The sequence below is a fragment of the Flavobacterium sp. genome, from assembly GCF_046155325.1.
Taxonomy (GTDB): Bacteria; Bacteroidota; Bacteroidia; order Flavobacteriales; family Flavobacteriaceae; genus Flavobacterium.
Genome location: NZ_JBJXDQ010000002.1, coordinates 1 through 22,739, shown reverse-complemented (window position 1 = coordinate 22,739; position 22,739 = coordinate 1). Strand labels below are relative to the sequence as shown.

The 22,739-nt window shown below is 32.3% G+C and carries 15 protein-coding genes and 1 pseudogene; 4 read left to right on the top strand and 12 right to left on the bottom strand.

The window, feature by feature from the left end; all coding sequences use genetic code 11:
• A partial coding sequence (locus ACKVOD_RS00110; protein ID WP_409207446.1) for a GH92 family glycosyl hydrolase occupies positions 1 to 1,263 on the top strand: 1,263 nt, incomplete at its 5' end.
• A 760-nt stretch (positions 1,264 to 2,023) separates the two neighbouring features.
• On the opposite strand, the gene ACKVOD_RS00105 is transcribed toward ACKVOD_RS00110, so the two are convergent.
• The 9 genes from ACKVOD_RS00105 to ACKVOD_RS00065 form a co-directional block, all read right to left on the bottom strand.
• On the bottom strand, positions 2,024 to 4,522 hold the full coding sequence (locus ACKVOD_RS00105; protein ID WP_409207445.1) for a hypothetical protein: 2,499 nt from the start codon (positions 4,520 to 4,522) through the stop codon (positions 2,024 to 2,026).
• A 158-nt stretch (positions 4,523 to 4,680) separates the two neighbouring features.
• On the bottom strand, positions 4,681 to 6,801 hold the full coding sequence (locus tag ACKVOD_RS00100) for a hypothetical protein (RefSeq protein ID WP_409207444.1): 2,121 nt from the start codon (positions 6,799 to 6,801) through the stop codon (positions 4,681 to 4,683).
• Between the two features lie 317 nt (positions 6,802 to 7,118).
• Positions 7,119 to 9,734 (bottom strand): hypothetical protein, encoded by a 2,616-nt coding sequence (locus ACKVOD_RS00095; RefSeq protein WP_409207443.1) that lies wholly within the window; start codon positions 9,732 to 9,734, stop codon positions 7,119 to 7,121.
• A 373-nt stretch (positions 9,735 to 10,107) separates the two neighbouring features.
• Positions 10,108 to 11,238 carry an ROK family protein gene (locus ACKVOD_RS00090; protein WP_409207442.1) on the bottom strand — a complete coding sequence of 377 codons (1,131 nt, stop codon included), beginning with the start codon at positions 11,236 to 11,238 and terminating at the stop codon, positions 10,108 to 10,110.
• 45 nt (positions 11,239 to 11,283) lie between these two features.
• Positions 11,284 to 11,622 carry a sulfatase-like hydrolase/transferase gene (locus ACKVOD_RS00085; RefSeq protein WP_409207441.1) on the bottom strand — a complete coding sequence of 113 codons (339 nt, stop codon included), beginning with the start codon at positions 11,620 to 11,622 and terminating at the stop codon, positions 11,284 to 11,286.
• Between the two features lie 412 nt (positions 11,623 to 12,034).
• Positions 12,035 to 12,733: a DUF1826 domain-containing protein gene (locus ACKVOD_RS00080; RefSeq protein ID WP_409207440.1), complete on the bottom strand. Its 699-nt coding sequence runs from the start codon at positions 12,731 to 12,733 to the stop codon at positions 12,035 to 12,037.
• Between the two features lie 451 nt (positions 12,734 to 13,184).
• Complete coding sequence (locus ACKVOD_RS00075; protein ID WP_409207439.1) at positions 13,185 to 14,258, bottom strand: aldose epimerase family protein; 1,074 nt, start codon at positions 14,256 to 14,258, stop codon at positions 13,185 to 13,187.
• Between the two features lie 29 nt (positions 14,259 to 14,287).
• On the bottom strand, positions 14,288 to 15,304 hold the full coding sequence (gene galE / locus ACKVOD_RS00070; RefSeq protein WP_409207438.1) for a UDP-glucose 4-epimerase GalE: 1,017 nt from the start codon (positions 15,302 to 15,304) through the stop codon (positions 14,288 to 14,290).
• Positions 15,305 to 15,493: 189 nt separating this feature from the next.
• Positions 15,494 to 17,182, bottom strand: coding sequence for a sodium/sugar symporter (locus ACKVOD_RS00065; RefSeq protein WP_409207437.1), 1,689 nt, complete (start codon positions 17,180 to 17,182; stop codon positions 15,494 to 15,496).
• 178 nt (positions 17,183 to 17,360) lie between these two features.
• Here ACKVOD_RS00065 and ACKVOD_RS00060 point away from each other — a divergent pair, with 178 nt between their 5' ends.
• Positions 17,361 to 18,359 (top strand): GntR family transcriptional regulator, encoded by a 999-nt coding sequence (locus ACKVOD_RS00060; protein ID WP_409207436.1) that lies wholly within the window; start codon positions 17,361 to 17,363, stop codon positions 18,357 to 18,359.
• A gap of 147 nt (positions 18,360 to 18,506) precedes the next feature.
• Here ACKVOD_RS00060 and ACKVOD_RS00055 read toward each other — a convergent pair whose 3' ends face one another.
• Both ACKVOD_RS00055 and galK read right to left on the bottom strand, forming a co-directional pair.
• Positions 18,507 to 19,556 (bottom strand): UDP-glucose--hexose-1-phosphate uridylyltransferase, encoded by a 1,050-nt coding sequence (locus ACKVOD_RS00055; RefSeq protein WP_409207447.1) that lies wholly within the window; start codon positions 19,554 to 19,556, stop codon positions 18,507 to 18,509.
• A 7-nt stretch (positions 19,557 to 19,563) separates the two neighbouring features.
• Positions 19,564 to 20,727: a galactokinase gene (gene galK, locus ACKVOD_RS00050; protein ID WP_409207435.1), complete on the bottom strand. Its 1,164-nt coding sequence runs from the start codon at positions 20,725 to 20,727 to the stop codon at positions 19,564 to 19,566.
• A gap of 137 nt (positions 20,728 to 20,864) precedes the next feature.
• Between galK and ACKVOD_RS00045 the strand changes: the two are divergent.
• Positions 20,865 to 21,159, top strand: a pseudogene (locus tag ACKVOD_RS00045) (IS1595 family transposase); the annotation flags it as partial.
• Between the two features lie 171 nt (positions 21,160 to 21,330).
• Here the strand turns inward: ACKVOD_RS00045 and ytxJ are convergent.
• Positions 21,331 to 21,726, bottom strand: coding sequence for a bacillithiol system redox-active protein YtxJ (gene ytxJ / locus ACKVOD_RS00040; RefSeq protein WP_409207434.1), 396 nt, complete (start codon positions 21,724 to 21,726; stop codon positions 21,331 to 21,333).
• A gap of 237 nt (positions 21,727 to 21,963) precedes the next feature.
• On the opposite strand from ytxJ, the gene ACKVOD_RS00035 reads away from it, so the two are divergent.
• Positions 21,964 to 22,739: Clp protease N-terminal domain-containing protein (locus ACKVOD_RS00035; RefSeq protein ID WP_409207433.1), on the top strand; the 776-nt coding region annotated here is incomplete at its 3' end.

The window sequence follows — 22,739 nt, the reverse complement described above, 5'->3', positions numbered from 1 at the left end:
TATATGTTTACCGATAATGGTTTCTGGGACACTTTCAGAGCAGCATTTCCGCTATTAACCATCGTATTTCCAGAACTAAATAGCCAGATTATGGAAGGGTTGGCAAATGCCTATAAAGAAAGTGGCTGGTTACCCGAATGGGCTAGTCCAGGTCATAGAGATTGTATGGTTGGCTCCAATTCAGCCATTCTTATTACGGACTCTTACCTGAAAGGCATTCCGAATAAAGAGATAAATACGCTTTACGAAGCTATAGTAAAAAATAGCCAGAACGAAGGACCATTGAGCTCTGTAGGGAGGTTTGGCGTAGATTATTACAACAAATTAGGCTACGTGCCCTATAATGTGGGAAAAAAAGAAAATACAGCCAGAACATTGGAGTATGCCTTTGCGGATTACAATATTTGGAAACTTTCAATAGCGCTAAACAGACCACAAACCGAAATTGACATCTTTGCAAAAAGAGCTCACAACTATAAAAATGTATTCGACAAATCGGTGAACTTTATGCGAGGTAGAAACGAAGATGGTACGTTTCAATCGCCTTTCCAACCTGATAAATGGGGAGATGCCTTTACCGAAGGATGCTCATGGCACTGGACTTGGTGTGTGTTTCACGATGTGCAAGGTCTTATTGATTTGATGGGTGGAAAAACTAAATTTATTGAAAAAATGGATTCCGTTTTCATAACACCACCTACTTTTGATTATTCGTATTACAAAAAGCAGATTCATGAAATTACCGAGATGTTGATAATGAACATGGGACAATATGCGCATGGGAATCAACCCATACAACACATGCCCTACCTGTATAATTATGCTGGAGAACCTTGGAAAACGCAATATCATGTCAGAGAAATTATGAATAAATTGTACACACCAGCACCTGACGGACTATGCGGCGATGAAGATAACGGACAAACTTCAGCTTGGTATGTTTTTTCGGCTATGGGAATGTATTCAGTCGCACCAGGTACGAATCAATATGTGCTGGGAGCGCCACTTTTTAAAAAGATTACACTTAAGCTTGAAAACGGTAAAACATTTGTGATAAATGCTGGAAATAATAGCGCAGAAAATCTGTATGTACAAAAAGCAAAACTAAATGGCAAAACACACACAAAAACCTATTTGAATCATTCTGATATTACAAATGGCGGAACATTTAATTTAATAATGTCTTCGGAGCCAAATAAGAGCAAAGGAGTAAACGAAAGCGATTTCCCTTATTCAATGACCAATGAATTAAAGCCAAGATAAAAGTCTTAGCAACAATAACTTTTTTTGATTATCAACTACTTTTAGATTTATAGCCAACTTGTCAATAGCAGTTCAAAATAAAGCTCTTACTTTATTTGGTCTGATTTAAAACACGACTTTATATGATGATCGCTACTTATTATTTTGGTTCTACCGGATATGTTGTGAAAGTTAGTTTTTTTTCGAACCATTAAGGGAGTTAAGAAACTTAAGTACGCGCCAAAACTTAATTACCTTATTTTTCTTAATGGTTAAAATCTTTGTGAATTTTACTTTAAATATTTAATTTTCAAACAAATACAGGAAGAACCATTATTTTAAATCTAGTTTTTTTGAGCTCCTATTAATCACTTTAACAAAAAAATGTTGCTGTTTTTGTCCATAAAGAATTTAATATTCCTTTACGATTTGTTAAATGAACTTTCGGCTTAACTGTGCTTCACTAGTATATATTTAGCTTTTACATTTGAAAAACATAGCTTCTTCGTTTATTGAGTCAAAATTAAATATAGAATCAGCCAAGTTAAAGATAAAAACTGGCTAATCATCTTTAGTGAAATTTTATACAAAATCTAACTCAGTATATCTATTCTATCGAAATATCAGATAAAACTATCCAACGAATCCTAATAAAAAAAGCAAAAAGGATCTCTTTTTGCTTTTTTTATTAAATTCTCAATATGCATTTTATTGATTTTCTTTAACTCTCGCAATTTAAATTACTTCAAAATAAACATTTTTTAGTGTTTTAGGGCACAGCTTAATTTCCTACTAGTACTATACCATCAATTCTAGTAGTTACGCTACCAGTCTTTAGCCCGTGTATTCTAAACCAATTTATGGCACCCAAATTTGGATTTCCAATTTTAGTTGCGGTTGAAGTATTTAATATAACTAAATTCCAACCATTTACTAAGCCTGTCAGTGTCCAGTTGTACTCATTGGTGTCAGGAACTCCAGAACTCCCTATTTCTACTTGATTTTTAGTTGTTAACTTGGACGCATCCGAAACATAGTACCAAAATTGTAATGTAGCTCCTGTAGTAGAGCCAACGGTATTGTATGCTGGAGAAAACACCCTTGAAAATTCTACAATTTCGGGACCCGTAAATTCAAGACTACTCAAACCCTGCTTTTTATCTACACTGTTAAGAACTAACGTGCAGTTGCATAAACTCCAATTTGTCTTTGAATCGCAATTGTCTAAATAATTTTCGGCACCAATTGCTATTATTGTATTCGGGGTTACATCTCCAAACCATTCACCACTAACTCCTCCTTTCAATAATTTCCATTGAAAATTATTATTTCCTACAGTACTGGGAGCCGTAATCGCAAATTGGAAAGTTTTTTCTTGACCAGGTAAAATAGCATCGGTATCAGACAACTCGACTCTATTAAAACCCCATACCGTATTATCTTGCGTATTTTGGCTACCCAACTTATAACCGTCTGCCTTAGTCCAAGTAGTCGATCCTATATTTTTCATCGTAACATTTACAGTGGCGTTTTGGCTAAGTCCCAGGAAAACAGGAACATTTTGCTGTGCTATAAACTCTGAACCATTACCTGCTGGCGTAACTGGAACAGTGGGTGATAAAAGTTTGCCATTTCCAGCCCAACTTGCCAATTTGGTATAAATATTTCCGTTTCTTTGATCTGGTATTGTGATGTTTGAAACTGCTGTGCTTCCAAGCCTGTCTTCCAGTTGTTTCAAATACAGACTCCGTGTATGTGTTATAGGACTGCCTATACTTTCATAATACCCAGTGTAAACGCCGGTTTGATTATGATTAATATAGCCGCTAAGTACTTCTGTACCTGTACCACCGATTATATAATTTTGGAATCCGAGGGGTGTATCACAAGTAAAAGTGGGAGACACGGTATTCCAAGCTAATTGTGTAATTCCTGCCCAACCATGACCTGATCCGCTGGCCCCTCTATGTTCACTAATAGCCAATTGGGTTTCCATTTTACAATTATCATACAAAGTACCCATTGCCCAACGTTCATGAGGGCCTTCTGTACTCCCCTTTAATGACAAACAATCTACATATGCATTCGGTCCGGGTATTCTGGCGTGAGTCACAAAATCATGTCGTCCGTCGTTAGCATAACAACGCTGAAAAAGAACAAATTGAGAATTTGCATCGAGGTTGAAAGAATAACGATATCCTCCACTTTTAGGCCCATAAGGTTGAACATAAGCGCAATCTTCCACTGTAACAAATTTAGAACCCCATGTTGATACACATGAATACCTGGAATGAACAGTAGTAACGCCATGAACCCAATAGTTTTCTCCAAACCATACTTTTACTCCATGTTCAAGACGATTCGTACCATCTATAAGGCAAGTTGCAGTTACACCAGGGCCTTGGAGACGAAGATCTTCAACTCCAACATTAGTTAACCGGCCTGTGATGGTAAGTTTTCCTATTTGACCTAAACCGTATTTGGTTTGCATAGGCATAACAACCGGTGCATCAATAGTGATTGTGCTGCCGTTAATAGCAGTAATTTTTCGTTCAAATTTAACAATATAAGTAGTCGTGTCCCACAGAATATCACCAGCACCAGCATTCAAATAAGGATTTACCCTAATATCGGTTAGCCATTGAGCGTTTGGGGAAAATCTAAGTGTTATCAGATCACCTACATTAAAATTGCTTGGGGTTATAACATTAAAACTCTTTGCTCCGGTACCCACATAAGAATCAGTAATATCGGTAAAATTAATTGTTTGTAACGTTGGATCGTTCGCTGGTTTAACATCTATAATTGTATGTTTACTTTCCAGACTGGAAATAAGTACAGTACCGCTGGTTCCTTGACCTTCGCCGCGTAAGACAACTCCGCTCGCGGAAATTACCAAGGCAGTTTGACTGACTGTATAAGTGCCGTCATTCAAGTAATACGTACCTGCCTTTAGCAGTATGGCGCCTCTGAAACCATTTGAATCAAGAGGTAACAAGCTTACCCTGTCAATAGCATCCTGAATCATAGCTCTTGACGTTCCGCTTTCAGGCGCCATTAAAGTTTCCCTAACAGGCACAATACCAACAGGTATGGCGACGCCCCCGCCCCCGTAACCACACATTGAAAAATCCGGAATAATGTTAACATTATTTGTCTCGCCTTTATTTGCATGCATGGTATAAACAAGTTTTCCGTTTGTAAGATTAACATATTGGGAATAACAGCTAAATGCAGTTAAAAATTGAAATGCTAAAAAAAAGTGTTTGATTTTCGTCATGGGAATACGTATTAAGTTTAATATATTATGTATTAATTTTTGTAAATATAAAAGCAATGAATTAATTTTTTATTAATTAAGGATTAATTTGAAAAGTTTTTTGAATAAAAAATGCCAATAATTAATAATAATCATTTTTGAGTATTTCAGGCTTATACTTAATTTCCTAGAAGTCCTATATCATCAATTCTAGTAGTTACGCTTCCATTCTTTAGTCCGTAAATTCTAAACCAATTTATGGCACCCAAATTTGGATTTCCAATTTTAGTTGCGGTTGAAGTATTTAATTGAACTAAATTCCAACCATTTACTAAGCCTGTCAATGTCCAGTTGTACTCATTAGTGTCAGGAACTCCAGAACTCCCTATTTCTACTTTATTTTTAGTTGTTAACTTAGATACATCCGAAACATAGTACCAAAATTGTAATGTAGCTCCTGTAGTCGAGCCAACGGTATTGTATGCAGGAGAAAACACCCTTGAAAATTCTATAATTTCGGGACCCGTAAATTCAAGACAACTCAAACCCTGCTTTTTATCTCCACTGTTAAGAACTAACGTGCAGTTGCATAAACTCCAATTTGTCTTTGAGTCACAATCGTCTATATAATTTTCGGCGCCAATTGCTATTGTTTTATTTGGGGTTAGCCCCCCAAACCATTCAACACCTTCTTTTATTAATTTCCATTGAAAATTATTATTTCCTGCAATATTGGGAGCAGTAATTTCGAATTGGAAAGTTTTTTCTTGACCAGGCAATATAGCATCGGTATCAGACAATTCGACTCTATTAAAACCCCATAACGTATTATCTTGCGTATTTTGGCTACCCAACTTATAACCACTTGCCTTAGTCCATGTAGTTAATCCTATATTTTTCATAGTAACATTTACAATGGTGTTTTGGTTAAGTCTAAGGAGAGCAGGAATATTTTGCTGTGTTATAAACTCAGCACCATTACCTGCTGATGTAACTGGAGGTGTAAGCGGAATATCACTAGTTAAAGGAATAGTTCCATCCAACATTTTCTGGGTTTGATCCGCTAATTTTAAATACCAGTCACTAGGTAAATTAAGGCCATCAATATCTAAAGATACCAGTCTATCATTAGCTTGAATGGGTAGTTTTGCTGTTATGTCCGTAATTTTAAACATAGCAGTACCCTCGTCAACTTCATCAAACATGGCTACATAAATAAATTTCACACCCGCTTGAACAGCATTGTACGCCTGACGCCAATAAAATTCTCCCCCGCTTCGTGGTATTTGGTTTAATGTTTCAATTGATGGTGGTGTAGAATTAGATTTTAAATTTTTCCAAGAAAATCCTGGCCAAATAACAGGCATATAATCTTTATTATTAGTGTTACACGCTGCCAAATCAGGTACTATATTATTGGTTTTGAAACTATTCGCACCACTATTATTAGAATACCTTCCTACTGACCATGGACTAATCATATCTAAAGAGTTATAGACAGCTGTCCATCCCACACCCGTTTCTGAAGCTCCACTTAGTGTTCTCCATCCCTCAGGCACCCCACCCATAACATAAGCACGGTATTGAGGAGCTGCATTGGTCTTGAAATAATCAATTATTGCTTGAGATGTCGCCGTTGTCAAACCTCGATCTTTAAAACCAATACCCCAAATAGCTACTACTGGTTTTCCATTCTGTTTTACATATTCCGGCTTGTTTAAGATATCATAAGTATCAACAAGATATTCCCAATCTGCTACAATTTTTGCATACATGGTAGCATCAGTTATATTCCCACCTATTGATACATCATACATAACTGCAAACTTACGGTTGTATTCTGTTGCCGAAGTCATTACATTTTCCAATACTTTGTTTTTGGCTCCAAATGAACCTGAAGATTGAACATCTACAGCACTTAAAAAACGTTGCAAATAAATACCATACACGTTGTAGTTGCTCATCCACTCAAAATGTTTGCGTGTCGTGCTTAAGCTGTAGGAGGAGAATAATTGAGCGTTTGAGCCATTAGCATAGGTCATATTGGTATTAAATTTATCTGTATATTCAGACATATCAGGCCACATATCTACAGTTAAATTTACGGCATCGGGAGTAGCACCGCTTTTAAACCAATGATTCCATGGGTTGTTTGTCGCCGAACCATCTCCAGGAGCTAAAAACCATCCTTGATACCCCATCATCACTTTGTAATCAAGTTGATTTTGTGAAGTGACTGAAATTGAATAGCTTATTGTTAAAAACAATATAAAAATGGATATATTTTTTTTGGTTTTCATAAATAAAATTTAGGGTTGCTTTATTTTAAATTAATAAAACACAATATTAATATCATCACTGCGCTATGGATATATATGCAATAATAACATCTAATACTTAATAAAACATTAATAAAGTATTAATGAAAAATGAAAAAGAAAAAGAAAAAAATCAATTATAACTTATTAATTTTTTACGATTAAGTAAGTTGAAAGTTTAAAAGTAGTAAAGTAAAAAAAAAATAATGTCAATAATAACTCAAAATCAAGTTATTACTTTATTTGTACTGATTTAAAACACGACAGTATAGGATGATTGTTACTTAATTATTTTGAATCTAGTCTTTTTTTGAGTTCATTTTGAGGACATCAACAAAAGAATGTTCATATTCCTGACCATAAAGAATTTCATATTCTTTTACGAATTTCTTATATGTACTTTCAGCATTACTATGCTTACCCATTACATTTTGAGCTTTACATTTGAAAAACATGGCTTCTTCGTTTATTGAATCAAAATTAAATACAGAATCAGCCAAGTTAATCATAAAATCTGGTTCTTCTTCAATAGTGAAATTTTCTCCAAAATACACTAAAGTATCAACTATTCTATCCGAAATATCAGATTTAAAACTATCCAACCATTCATAATTTAAATTAAGCAAAAAGGATCCCTTTTTGGTTATTTTTATTAAATGCTTAATATGCTTTTTATTGATTTCCTTTTTTTTAGTTTCTACAATTTGCATTACTTCAAAATAATCATTTTTCAGAATTTTAGGGTCAAATTTAATTTTCCAGTAGCCCGTATCGTTTGTTAATTTACAATTACCAACCTCACTCAACAGCCCTTTTAATTTGGCTATATTAACAGATTTATTATTTTGAGCACTTTTAGGATCTTTATCATACCATAAGATTTCAACTAATTTTTCAGAAGAAATTCCTTTATTGTTTTTAAAGGTATATAACCAAATTAATAAAAATAGTTCTTTTAAAAGTGGTGAAAACTTATTCGTAATATCATCTTGTTTATGATCTATGATTTGGAAACCTCCAAAAAATATTATTTGATAATCCATGCCACTAAAGATAGGCTCAAAATCAATTTCGTTTGCTTTTGAATCATCATTGTTAGAATGGGCTAAATCTGCTTTACTCCATTTAACTTTAATTCTAGCTTTTTGTTTTTTGGAGTAAAAATACCAAATAAGTCCAATTACAAGAGCCAAAAAAAGTACTATGTCATAATAAATATAATTACCATTATATATATCAGATTGAGCTGGAATGTCTTTTTTAACTATTGGAGGATATTCAATAGAATATATTTTAAATTGTGTTTGGATTGAATCCGTTAAAAAAGAGGTGTATGCCAAAAACTTTTTGTTCTTTGGGAAATAATATAAAGTTGCGAAAGACTTCACATCTAAAAAATCATAAGGTATTTTGCTTCCTACTATTTCAACTTTAGAATTATCAATATTTCCTTTCAATATTTGTAAATAACCTTTAGATTTTGTTTTGTCCGAAATTAAGGCAAAAAAATCTCTGTTTTTTTTATCAATCCATATATTGTTCCCCACAATCATATCTTCTAATACATGTGGTATTTCAAATTTTTTTATGAATTTTTTTTCCTTAATGACATACCCTAATAAATCAAAATAGCTTTTTGGATTTAATAATTGGTTACCCGAATCACTGCCATAGCCCCCCAACATATAGATTGTGTCGTTAAGCTCCCCTATTCCAGCCAAATATCTAGGATGAAATATGGAGGTGTTTGTTTTTAAAACTTCAGAAAAACCTTGTTTTAAATCAATACGCCTAACTTCATTGTTATAGGTATATTGGCCATAACCCCCAAAAGTATATATAGAATTATCAACCGTGCTATAAATACTGTTATGATGTTGGTATTTTTGTTTATGTTTTTCTTTAGTAAAAACAGCTTGATTTTCCCAAACTCCTGTTTGAATGTTTAATTTAGAAACTTCATTTCTATCAATTAAATAGCAATATATTTTTTTGTCTTGATAGTTATAAACAGCCCTGTGATCTGAAGTTAAATAAATGGGAGGATTTTTATATTTAATTGTTATTGGTTCATTCTTTTCAATATTATAAACCAATAATTCTTTATTTCTAAGTAAATAAAGAACGTCATTAACAGTATCAGCTGTTATTAATTGAGTCCCGTCTAACTTATTTTCAAAAACCTTTTCCCATTCTTGATGTCTGTATAGTAACCAATTTGAATGGGTTACAATCGCTTTATTTTCACTAAAATTATCATGAGCAAAATTTCCGTTAATTTCATTTAAAGGATAGTGAGACTTAAGTTTTTTATTGACATATAATTTGATGTCTCGAATACTCATATCTGGCACATCGGTAGAGGCAAACTGCGTATAATTATTTGCACCAAAAAAAACTTTAAACGAGTCTGTGTTTTTAAAACTTATATTCTTTTTAAGTACCGTAGCATCTTGAATCGAAAGTAACAGCGTTTTTTGACTTAACGAAAACTTCAACCGTAATTTTATCCATTTGTTATTAAATTTAGTATTATTAATTGGAACCACTGCTTTAGTAGTGCCAATTATAATGTTTAAACTTTTAACCGTACTATTTAATGTTGGATTGTTGGAAATAATTAAATCAATATTTTGATTTTTATCATTAATTACTCTTAATACATACCCAAATAAACGTTTTTGCATCAAATCAATTTTAATATCAAATGTGATATCAAATTCATCGTTAAAAGTCTCAAATCCGTTTGGTGTTAAATTAAGACCTGTTCTTTCGTCAAGAGAGTAATTCTGTCCATTGAATACTAAACCATAGTCTTGGGAAAACGCAGTATAAGAGTTAACGCTAAATAGAAAAACTATTAAATATAAGAGATAAAAACGATTCGAACATTTTAAATTATAAATAGTATACATAAATTTTTTTCCCTATTAATTTTTTGGAAATATGTAAAAAATCGACTTTTTTAAATAAAAAATCCAAGTAAACTAGGATCTTTTTTTTTATCGGATAAAATTAGAATTAACTTTTGCAAACCTTTTAAAAAAACAAATCTAATATATTTTTTTGTTTTTCTTCTAAATTAATAACAGCTCTTTTACAAAATCAATTATTTATTGATACCCAAATCCAATAATGGATATGCTAACTTTACATGGAACAGGAGCAAATTTAGCACCACTATTATCATTTTTTCTAATTTGCCAGATTATTATGCTCTCAGCTGAACGAATCCCATAATAATTACCAAAAGTGCAATTAAACCTATTTGTTTCATTTTATGTTACCTTATAATTCATTCTTATTGGAGTATAGAAAACCCAACGAATCTAGTTTATGCAATGCAAATGCGTATGCTCCTATCGAAATAGCCTTTTCTGCACCCACTTTTGAAACAAGTACACCTGTTTTTCTTTCGGACTCATAAGGAATTTTTTTATCGGTTCCCGGAACAGTGATTTGAACCGTATTGCCGCTTACAAACTCTCTAAATTGATCCTCGTCGGTTAAATCATAAGCTTTCACCTGTAAGCGTGGAAATGTATCACCGTTATTATTTTTAAGCGTACTATTTAATTCGGCAACCATAGCCGGAATAATGTATTTATAGGCACCGGATAATCCCCCGCCAACAACAATAAGTCCATCAATAGTTGTAATTGCATGACTAATAGCATCACCCGCCATTTCGCCTAATTCTGAAAATGCTTTTTTGGCAGCTTCTTGATTACCTGTAATCGTTCCTTTTGCAATTTCGAAAATAGCACTAGGCTCTATATCTCTTACATCGCCTGATAATTCTTTATAAACATTTTTAATGGCTGTGATACTCACGCTAGTTTCAACAATATTATCCGGAAATTTTTTATTTCGAAAACACCAAATATCACCACCGCATCCATTATCTCCAACCAACAATTCTTTATTAATTACCGCACCACAGCCAAAACCGGTTCCTAATGTTACACCTAAAAGATTTTTGTATCGTTTGGAACTGCCACTTTGCTCCAATTTCTTGTTTATTTCAGGCAATACACCAACAAGAGCTTCCCCATAAGCAAATAAACTACCGTCATTGTTTATAAAAACCGGAATACCAAACTCATTTTCCAACATAGGACCCAAAGCTATACCACCTCTAAAAGAGGGGAAATTAGGTAAGTCACCAATAATTCCCTTTTCATAATCAGCAGGACCCGGAAAAGCAAAACTGATGGCAACCGGCGACGATTTCAATTTAGAAATTACTTCATGAAATCCTTTTTTAAGCGTTTTCACACATAACTCTAAATTATCGGCTTGTGAAGGATACCTAATAGGTTCGGCCACTTCAATATTGCCTTGAATAGCAGAGAATACAAAATTAGTACCACCAGCATCAAGAGTTACCACTATCCTATTATCAAAATCATAATTCATTTTCTATATTATTTTTAGGTTTATTCATTAATCCAATCATTACTATTACAATACCACAGCTAAGTAATAAAACAAACTCATTGTGTAGGTTGATGCTTCTGTAATTACACCCATTAGTGATAGAATAATTGCTCCACCGCTAATCGCCATCATTAATAAACCTGAAATTTCATTTGCTTTTTTTGGCAAAATTTCCATTGCAAGCTGATTAATATGGAAATATTTTCCTGTAAGAATAACTGCCCGGCTTGGACCACAGATTGAATTAGTAACAAAATAATTTTGAAAAAGCACCCCCTGCCTAACAATCATATCGATATTGTGGGTAGGAATAAGTTTATTGCTATTTAAATTAATGGCCTGATAAACATGGTCATCACTCATAATAAAATAATATTGGGTCTAATCTAACAGAATTATGAATTGCAATATTATTCTAGTGGAATTAATAATGCATTAATAAACCATTAATACAAAAAAAATATTCAATAATAAATCATTGCCATCCGATGGTCAAAAATAAAAAGTTTATAAAAGCGTTCGAATATAAAAAATAGCTAGCCATACATTATGCCTGCAACTATTGATTCTTGGGACGGAACATATACAAACTCTAGGCGAAGATTAAGTCCAATAAACCAATCAAGTTTATTATGCAATTTTAAGTTTAATAAACTAGGGCAACTTTTATTTTTTAAAACTAAAAACAGCATCAAAAACGTTTTTGATGCTGTTTAATTTATTTAAATTTGTCTAATAATCTGTATCGATTATTTAGGACTAGTCATCATTTTCTCTAGCAAATCAACAACAATCGATATTCACCCTCTTTTTCTACCGGTGCTCTGTGAATACAAGGTAGCACTTGTTGTTTAGGATGGTCTACCGCCAAGCGCCAAAGATGTCCTACTCCTAAGTTAGTAGGTGTTTTATTGGGTAAAGACTGATAATGCAAATCGAAATAATTGTCCTTCAAAAAGTCTTCGAATTCGGCAGAGTCACCGCTATGAAGCGCTTTCAATTGTTCTCGGATTTCAGGAATTTGCACTTTTTGAACAGCTTGTTTATTAGTAATAATTTCACTAGCCGCTCCGTGGTAGGTACATAAAAAAGTATCAGTTGTTATGGGCGAACGATCCACATGATACGAATACACATCAGTGGATATGAAATCAAAGTCTTCATCTCGTTCGTAACATTTCAATAAATTAAGTGAAGGCGAAGCTCCAAAATCAGTTAATAATCGCCAATCATTTAAGATAATTTCCCTGGCTATACTTCCCTTTTGGGATAGTTGGAGCGCCAATAGGTCTTGAGGAGAAACTTTGGTTATGTTTTCCTTGAGTTGCAGTTGGTTAACAATGGCTGCAAAATCGCCTTCCAAATTTCGGAACCAGCATAAGGCATTGGTTTCTCCCTTAAAATCGGTATGTACCAATTCCGAAAAAGTGGCTACCATTCCAATTTGGCTGTTGTCAGAAAATGTAGGGTTCATAGAAGGGAATCTAGTTTCTTAATATACCACAAAATTAAGGAATTGTATGGAGTTATAACTTTATTAATACGTTATACTTTAATTTTTAGATGCTAACGAATTGAGATTACGAGACGATTTCCTGAAACTGACCGAAGATAACATTATAGCAAGATCTATAAAATTCAAGAGCCTTTTTCTGAGTAAAAAACCCAAAACGAAAGTTTCGGGTATATTTAATCGCAAATACAAAAAAATCATACTATCCCGTTGGGTGCAATTATATTTTACACTTAATTTATTGCGATTTGTCACAATGTCCCGAAACTTAGGGATTACCGAGTGTTTCGGTTTTTTGTCTTATACTCTCGAAGTTTCGGGACAGACTAACATTTAATTTCTAATTGGGTTTATTTTAACTCTGAAAGTTAATTACTTGACACAATTTATTAATTACACCCAACGGATTATATTAGTTTTTTAACCCAAACTTAAAGATAGTGGATTGGGTATAGGTATCATCAACATCTAAGATTGTAGAAGGAAAATTTTCTTGATTAGGGGAATTAGCAAAATGCTGAGTTTCTAAACAAAATCCAGAACGAAAATGATATTGCTGTGATTCTTTTGCTTTGCATAATCCATCTAAAAAATTACCGGTATAGAATTGAACCCCAGGCGCTGTAGTATAAACTTTTAACTCAATTCCAGATACATCATCCGAAGCAGTTGCTGCCCAACTCAAATCCGATTTTTCTTTATTTAAAATCCAGTTGTGATCGTAACCATTAGCTTGAGTTAACGCTAAATAATCATCTTTTATTCGAGTTCCTATTTTATGAATACTATTAAAATCCATTGGCGTATTCTTTACACTTATTATTTCTCCAGTAGGAATCATAGTGCTATCAGTAGGCGTAAAAAAGTCTGCGTTTAGCACTAAATCATGAGATTCTATAGAACCTTCACCAGCGCCTTTCAAATTAAAATAAGTATGATTTGTGAGGTTGATTACGGTTTTAGCATCGGTTTTGGCCCAATAGCTAATGGTTAATTCATTTGAATTTGTCAATGTATAAATCACTTTTACCTTTAGGTTTCCTGGAAAACCTTCTTCACCATCTTTAGATAAATAACTCAATTCAATAGCTTCTTCATCAATTTCATTTATAAAAGGTTTAGCAAACCAAACTACTTTATCAAAACCATCCTGACCACCATGAAGTGAATTAGGTCCATTATTTATCTTCAACGAATATTCTTTACCGTCAATTGCAAATTTACCGTTGGCAATTCTATTAGCATAACGTCCTGTAATGGCACCAAAATACTTATCATCTTTTTGGTAATCTTCTATTGACTCTAAACCCAAAACAACATCAACAAGCTTATTAAACTTATTTGGCACAATTAGGCTCACTATTCGTGCTCCAAAATTTGTAATTTGACAATGAAATCCATTCTTGTTTTTCAGATCAAAGAGTAAAACCTCTTTTTCGTCAATTAATTTTGTAAAATTGACATTAGCCAAAATTTTAGAAATCATTATCTAATGTATATAACTGATTGTTTGAATTATGCTTTCCTAACTTTTAATTCCCATTTCCATGCGCTTGCAACTGATTCTTCTATGGAAGATTCTGTTTGCCAACCTAAAACAGTTTTGGCTTTATCGGTATTGGCATAAGTTGTTGTAACATCACCTTCTCTTCGGTCAACTATTTTGTAAGGTAATTTTTGACCACTTACCTTTTCAAAACTAGTAATGACATCCAAAACAGAACTTCCTTTACCTGTACCCAAATTAAATATTTCAACCTTATCTAAATTCTTTTTATTAATAAGACGTTCCATCGCAATTACGTGTGCTTTAGCAAGGTCAACAACATGTATGTAATCTCTAATACAAGTACCGTCAGGTGTAGGGTAATCATCACCATAGACTAACAATTCTTTTCGTATTCCCATGCCTGTTTGTGTGATAAATGGCACTAGATTTTGAGGTACACCACTAGGTAATTCACCAATATTCATAGAAGGATGAGCTCCAATTGGATTAAAGTAACGCAATAAAATTGCGCTAATACTACTTATTTTAGCAACATCAGTAATAATCTCCTCTCCTATTTGCTTGGTATTCCCATAAGGTGAAAGCGCAGGTTGAATAGGCGTATTTTCAGTTATTGGCATTGTTTCTGCTTGACCATAAACGGTACAAGAAGAGCTGAAAATAAAATTAGAAGCTGTTTTTTTCTCTAACTCTTGCAGAATATAAATTAAACTAGCAATGTTATTTTCATAATATAATAATGGATTAGCTACGCTTTCGCCAACTGCCTTTGAAGCTGCAAAATGTATTATGTTTTGTATATCAGAATGTCTTTTGAAAAAATCAACTACTAAATTTTTATCTCTTAAATCAATGTTTTCAAATGACGGTAGAATACCAGTAATGGCAAAAATACCATTCAATACATCTTCTGACGAATTAGAAAGATTATCAATAATTACTACTTCATGTCCTGCATTTTGTAATTCAACGACAGTATGAGAACCTATAAATCCTAATCCGCCTGTAACTAATATTTTCATTATTTTTTATTTAATATATATTTAATTTATTATGACTGAACACTAAACAAACGAACTATTAAAAAAGGAACACGGATGACAACGATTAAACGGATTTTCGCTGATTATTAAATAATAATTCTATTTAGATCAGTTTAAATCCGTGTCTTTTTTTATTTGTTATTGCTTTATATAATTATTGACTATTTTTTACCAAAATATAGAATATAATGCAACTAAAATTCCAACTATAATGATTGACCCAACCATAAATCCATTACTTACTTTAAACATTTTAGTATCAATTTCTAATCCTTTTGCTTTGTAACCTTTTTTAGCATCATACAAACTAATAATAACCATTAACAAAACGCAGATTACAAATACAAATCCCATTCGGTCAATAAACGGAATTTCATAAGCCATAGTTTTGTCTTTTTGTTCTACTAATGTAGCAAATCCAGTACTACTCAAGAATTCTAAATTCATAAAATTAGGTAAGAATTTAAAAATTACTGATAACACAAAACCACCAATAGTAGCAAACATCGCCGCATTTGAGCTAGTTTTTTTCCAGAAAAAACCAAGGATGAACATAGCAAAAATCCCAGGACTTACAAAGCCAGTATACTCTTGTATAAATTCAAACCCTCCTTTTTTATCAATACCTAACAAAGGTGCTATAAAAACTGCTATAAGCATCGCAACTATTACAGTAATTTTACCAACTTTAACCATTTTCAATTCACTGGCATCGGTTTCGATTTTTTTCTTGAAAATATCTAAGGTAAAAATAGTTGAGATACTATTTACTTTACCTGCCAATGATGCTACAACTGCAGCTGTTAATGCCGCAAATGACAATCCTTTTAATCCTACTGGCAATAAATTTAATAATACTGGATATGATTTATCAGGATTAATTATTCCATCGGGTCCTAATAATTCGGTTTGTAAACCGCCTTTCATATAAATTACATAGGCAGCAATTCCAGGTAACACAACAATTACTGGCATTAATAGTTTTAGAAAAGCAGCAAATAATATTCCGCTTCTTGCTGTTTGTAAGTCTGCTCCTAATGCTCGTTGCGTAATATATTGATTACAACCCCAATAATTTAAATTAACAATCCACATACCTCCAAACAATACTGTAAGTCCTGGCAAGCTCGGAAAGTTAGCATTATCCTTTTTAAATATCATATGAAAATGGTCACCAGATTGATCTAGCATATAATTAAATCCTTGAACCATACCGTGTTGTCCATTTAATTCAGCAACTTTATCTAGAGCTAAATAAGTGGTTACTAATCCACCAAAAATCAAGAAAACTACCTGTATAACATCGGTATATCCTATCACTTTCATCCCTCCTAATGCAATTACTATTGCAAAAAACGCCAAGCCATACATACACAAGTTAATTTCAATTCCTGATATACCATTAATTGCCAAAGCTCCTAAATACAGAATTGAAGTTAGGTTCACAATTACATATAAAAGTAACCAAAATACCGCCATAATCATAGCAACATTACCATCATACCTTTGACTTAAAAATTGAGGCATGGTATAAATTTTATTTTTTAAATAAACAGGTATAAAAAACACTGCAACAATGATTAAAGTCAAAGCAGCCATCCATTCATAAGTTGCAATTGCAAGCCCCATCTTGAAACCATTTCCAGACATTGCTATAAATTGTTCAGAAGAAATGTTAGAAGCAATTAATGAAGTTCCGATTGCCCACCAAGTCAGAGACCCTTCAGCTAAAAAATAATCATGTGAAGCAGATATTGATTGTGTTTTTTTGCGTCTGTAAACCGAATAACCGTATCCGGCTACAATAAAAAAATAAACTAGAAATACAAGGTAATCAACTAATTGTAATGTTTTCATAATGTGGTTAGTTCAAAGTTAGTTATAATAATATCATTTCTTATATTTATGATGAATATAAGTAATAATTAAAATACACTATGTATTTTAATTATTATTTTCAAAAATATTATATTATAATAATATTACATCACAGTACCTACCAGTTTGTTTTGTAACTTTATAAAAAATGTACAAGATGAAAATAATAGCAATCTCAAAAATCAATAGTATCCCTATATACAAGCAAATTATTCTTAGCGTAGAAAAAGCAATAGAAGAAAAAAATATAAAAATTAATGACAAACTACCATCGATAAATAAGGTTTGTATTGAGTTTTCTTTATCTCGGGACACTGTACTACAAGGATATGAAGAGTTAAAAAAAAGAGGAATTATTTATGCAATTCCAGGAAAAGGGTATTATATACGGAGTGTTGGAGTAAGTATTAAAAATAAGGTTTTTTTGCTATTTGACGAATTAAATGTTTTTAAAGAGGATTTGTATAACTCGTTCATGAATAGCCTAGAAAAAGATGATCAAGTAGATATTTTTTTTCATCATTTCAATATAAAAGTATTCCAAAAATTAATTGAAGAAAATAATGGAAACTATACAAAATATGTAATTATGCCCTCAAACCTTAAAAAAATATCTTCAATTCTAAATACCCTACCAGTTAGGGATGTATTCATTTTGGATCAAACAAATTCTGAATTGGAGCTATTTCCATGTGTCACTCAAAACTTTGTAAAAGACATCTATAATGCACTATTGGAAGGCAAGTCTAGACTAGATAAGTATCGAAAATTAATATTAATTTTCCCTGGATTTAGAGAGCCATTAGAAATGAAAAAAGGATTTGAAAATTTTTGTTTAGATAATAATTTTGACTACCAAATTATAACAGAATTTCAAAATTTCAAAATTAATATAGGGGATGTTTTTATCATTCCAAATGACAGAGATTTAGTAAAAGTCATTGAACAAGCTAAAATTTATAATTATAAATTAGGTCATGAAATTGGTGTAATTTCATATAATGAAACGCCTTTAAAAAAAGTGGTTGAAAACGGAATTACAACAATTTCTACAGATTTTGAAATGATGGGAGAACTATTAGCTCAAATGATTAAAGAAGGTCGAAGAGAAAAAATAGAAAATAAATGCCATTTAATACTTAGGAACTCATTATAAAACTTTTCAATTATCTTTTTTTGTAGATTCTTATTCGGAGCAGAACCTACATGGTATTGTTAAAACAAAAAATTTCACAAATCCACACAGAAAAATATCTGGCAATTTGTGAAATCAATTTGGAATAACTTAAAAAAATTTAATTCCTTATTTATTTTTAAAATGAATTACTGAACAATTTCTTAAAGCTTCTGCACTTTTTTCAGGAGTGATGTCTCTTTGAGATTCACCCATCATTTCGTATCCAACCATAAATTTTTTTACAGAAGCTGATCGAAGTAATGGAGGGTAAAAATGCATGTGAATTAGCCATTCTGGATGCAATTTTCCATCTGTAGGTGCCTGATGGATACCCGAAGAATACGGAAATGAAGTATTGAAAAGATTGTCGTATTTTGTGGTCAATTGTTTTAATATAGTTGCAAAAGCAGTTTTTTCAGTTTCTGTTAATGCAGTAATTTTTGAAATATTTCTTTTTGGAAGAATCATTGTTTCAAAGGGCCAAATAGCCCAAAAAGGAACTAATGCAACAAAATAGTCATTTTCAATCACGATTCTTTCTTTTATTTTTAATTCTTCTTCAAGATAATCTAAAAGTAAATTTGTCCGTTTTTTTTCAAAATATTCACTTAAACTACTATGCGTTTTTTCTACTTGTGTTGGCAAAGAGGATTGTGCCCAAATTTGACCATGCGGATGGGGATTACTACATCCCATAACACTTCCTTTGTTTTCAAAAATTTGAACATGATTTATATAATCAATAGCGCCTAACAAAGTATATTCTTTTTGCCAAGTATTGATAACGTTTTCTATTTCAGCAACCGATAACTCTGGAAGGGTAAGACCATGATTAGGTGAAAAACAAACTACTTTTGAAATTCCTCTTTCAGATTTAGCGCAAAAAAAAGTATTTTCACTTTCTATCTCTTGTATAATTTCATCCTGTTTTAATGCTGCAAAATCATTATCAAAAACAAAGCTGTTTTCATAGGAATCATTTATTTCACCATTAGCGCGAACATTTCCTGGACATAAATAACATTCTGGATCGTACGAAGGTAAAGTGATATTAGAAACTGCTTCATTTTGACCCTGCCATGGTCGCTTAGAGCGATGAGGAGAAACTAAAACCCATTCTTTTATTAAAGGATTATATCTTCTATGCGGGTCTTCATTAATATCAAATTTTTTCATGGTCATATTAATTATAAATTGTTGTTCCATTTCCTATTTTAACATCATAACTTTTTAATTCAATATTAAATTTATCATGATAAAGTTGCTGTATTTTTTCCTTCATAACTTCCTCTTGACCTTTTTTGACTAAATTAATAGTACAACCTCCAAAACCGCCACCCATCATTCTAGAGCCAATTATTGAACTTTCGGTTTTAGCAAAATCAACAAGATAATCTAATTCTTCACAACTTACTTCATACTCTCTAGTTAATCCATCATGGGTTTCAAAAAGCAACTTTCCTAAACCTTCAATATCATTATTATCCAATGCTATACTTGCTTTTATTACTCTAGATATTTCTTTTACAACATAATAACATCTTTTAAATACATCTTCTTCCATTTCCCCTTTTGTATCCAATATATGATCTTCGGTACAATCTCTAAAGTTTTTAACTTCAGGAAATTTTCTTTTAATAATAGTTAACCCAATTTCACATTCTTCGCGACGTTGATTATACTCTGATGTAAATAGCGAATGCTTAACATTACTATCTAATAAAATAAGTGAATAATCTCCAAAATCTGCATTATGATAATCGTATTCTAATGTTTTACAATCAATTTTTATCACCTTATTTTCAACTCCTAAAACGCTAGCAAATTGATCCATAATTCCACAATTAATCCCAACCCAATGCTCTGCTTTTTGACTCATCAATGCAATATCTATAGGTTTAATTGATAACTCATAAAGTTCTTTTACTCCTTTTAAAAAACCACACTCTAATGCCGCAGAAGAAGAAAGCCCAGAACCACTAGGGATATTACTACTAAAAACACAGTTCACACCTTCAAAATCAAATCCGTTTAGTTGTAATTGATTGACAACACCACGTATATAATTTGTCCAAACTTTATCATCTAAATTTGGTTTTTTAGAAAAATCAATACTGAATTCTTCATTTAAATCTAATGCTATAATTCTTGAAGTAATAGATTTACTCTTTTCAAACGCAAAACAAATAATCTTATCAATTGCCGCCGGCATTACAAATCCATCGTTATAATCTATATGTTCACCTATTATATTAATTCGACCAGGTGATAAAATTACAACCTCGGGTTCGTTACCAAAATACTTAAGAAAAGATTGTTTTGTATTTGCTATTAAATTTATGTCCATAATTTTATAATTGTATTTAAAGTTTAATGAATTAAAAAACTACTTAAAAATTAATTGGTAAAAATAATTTTAAAATTTAAAATTACTTACTAGTACCAACCAGTTTGTGTTTATAGAACAACCACTTTTATTATTACCATGAAATAAAATGGGCAAGCGGATATAATTGTAAACGCTGTGGTATTTAGAAATTCGGGGATGGAAAAAAACCTCAAAATAGTAGGTGTACAAAATGTAGATACAATAAAAGTCCTACAACGGGAACAATGTTTAAAAGATTAAATTTTTGCTTTTAATTGCATTTCATATCGATTTAAAATTAGCAAAAAAAAGAAAGGTATGTTGTCTTTAGGGTTAAGTTCAGAATTTGAACTTCGTCAAAAGACTTGCTGGTCTTTCAAATCAAAAATTCAACAAGCATTGGAAAAAAACAAAACACACTCACGAAGGAAGCATCAACAACCTTTGCTTAGAAGAAATTAAAGAGAAGATGAAACTGGCTTTTTAAGATTTTAAAACCAAAAATAAACCGCAAATTCGCAAATTAATGATTCAAATCTAATTTGCGAATTTGCGGTAATTTTTTTTAAGCCAAAAATTGCGCTACAACTTCCCCTTCAATTCCCCAGCATCAATATCGCTGTGAGAAACATCATAAACTGATTTTCCTCCTTTTATCAACAACAATTGTGGCGATTGATGGTACACTCCAAAACGAGAAGCAATTTCATTCGAAATGTCACGATGTTCCAATAAATCCAAAAAATATGTAGAGACGTTGCAATGCAACTCTACATCAAATTCGTTTTCAAATTGCTTCAACGCCGTTCTACTTACAATGCATCGGGTGCTGTGTTTGAATATTATCACTTGCTTTTGGTTTGAATTCGTTATAATTTCATTCAACTGACCCAAATCTTGCAACGGAATCCAATTGATTTTACTTGTCGAAGAACTCTGGTTTTCTGATTTTCCAAAAAAAGAATTGAACACACTCATAATAACATTTTTTAAGTCAATATGTCGTTAATAAACACCTTATTTACAGACATTTTGTCGTAACTTTAGTGATGGAATAACATTTGACGATTATTTAGCAAATGTATCCTAATCAATTAAAAATTACGAATTAAAAATAAAAAATAATTAAACCGCCTCGACCTCCTCTCCTTTGCTTCGCCAGTTCGCTGTCGCTCGTGTGGTGAGGGAAACATTAAACTTTAAATTAAAAGTAAAATGAACATCAATAAATTTACGATCAAATCGCAGGAAGCCATTCAGCAATCACAGCAACTGGCCCAGGGTTTTGGACAACAACAAATAGAAAACGAACACATTTTTAAAGCGATTTTCGAAGTTGATGAAAATGTAGCTCCTTTTATTTTGAAAAAACTAAATGTAAATGTTCCGTTGTTCGAACAAATATTAGACAGTACAATTCAGAGCTTTCCGAAAGTTTCTGGTGGCGAAATTATGCTTTCCAGAACGGCAAACACTACGCTAACTGAAGCCGAAATCATTGCCAAGAAAATGAACGATGAATTCGTTTCTATCGAACATCTACTCTTGGCTATTTTTGTTTCCAAAAGTAAAGTCGCCCAAATTCTAAAAGACCAAGGCGTAACCGAAAAAGGACTAAAAGCCGCCATTGACGAACTCAGAAAAGGCGAAAGAGTAACTTCTGCTTCTGCCGAAGAAACCTATAATTCTTTGAATAAATATGCACGAAACCTCAACGAACTGGCTAAAAACGGAAAACTCGATCCTGTAATTGGTCGTGATGAAGAAATTCGAAGAGTTTTACAGATTTTAACGCGTAGAACCAAAAATAACCCAATGCTTGTGGGCGAACCTGGAGTTGGTAAAACAGCCATTGCCGAAGGTTTAGCACACCGAATCGTGGATGGCGATGTTCCCGAAAACTTGAAAGACAAAATCGTCTTTTCTTTGGACATGGGCGCTTTGATTGCCGGAGCCAAATACAAAGGTGAATTTGAGGAACGACTAAAATC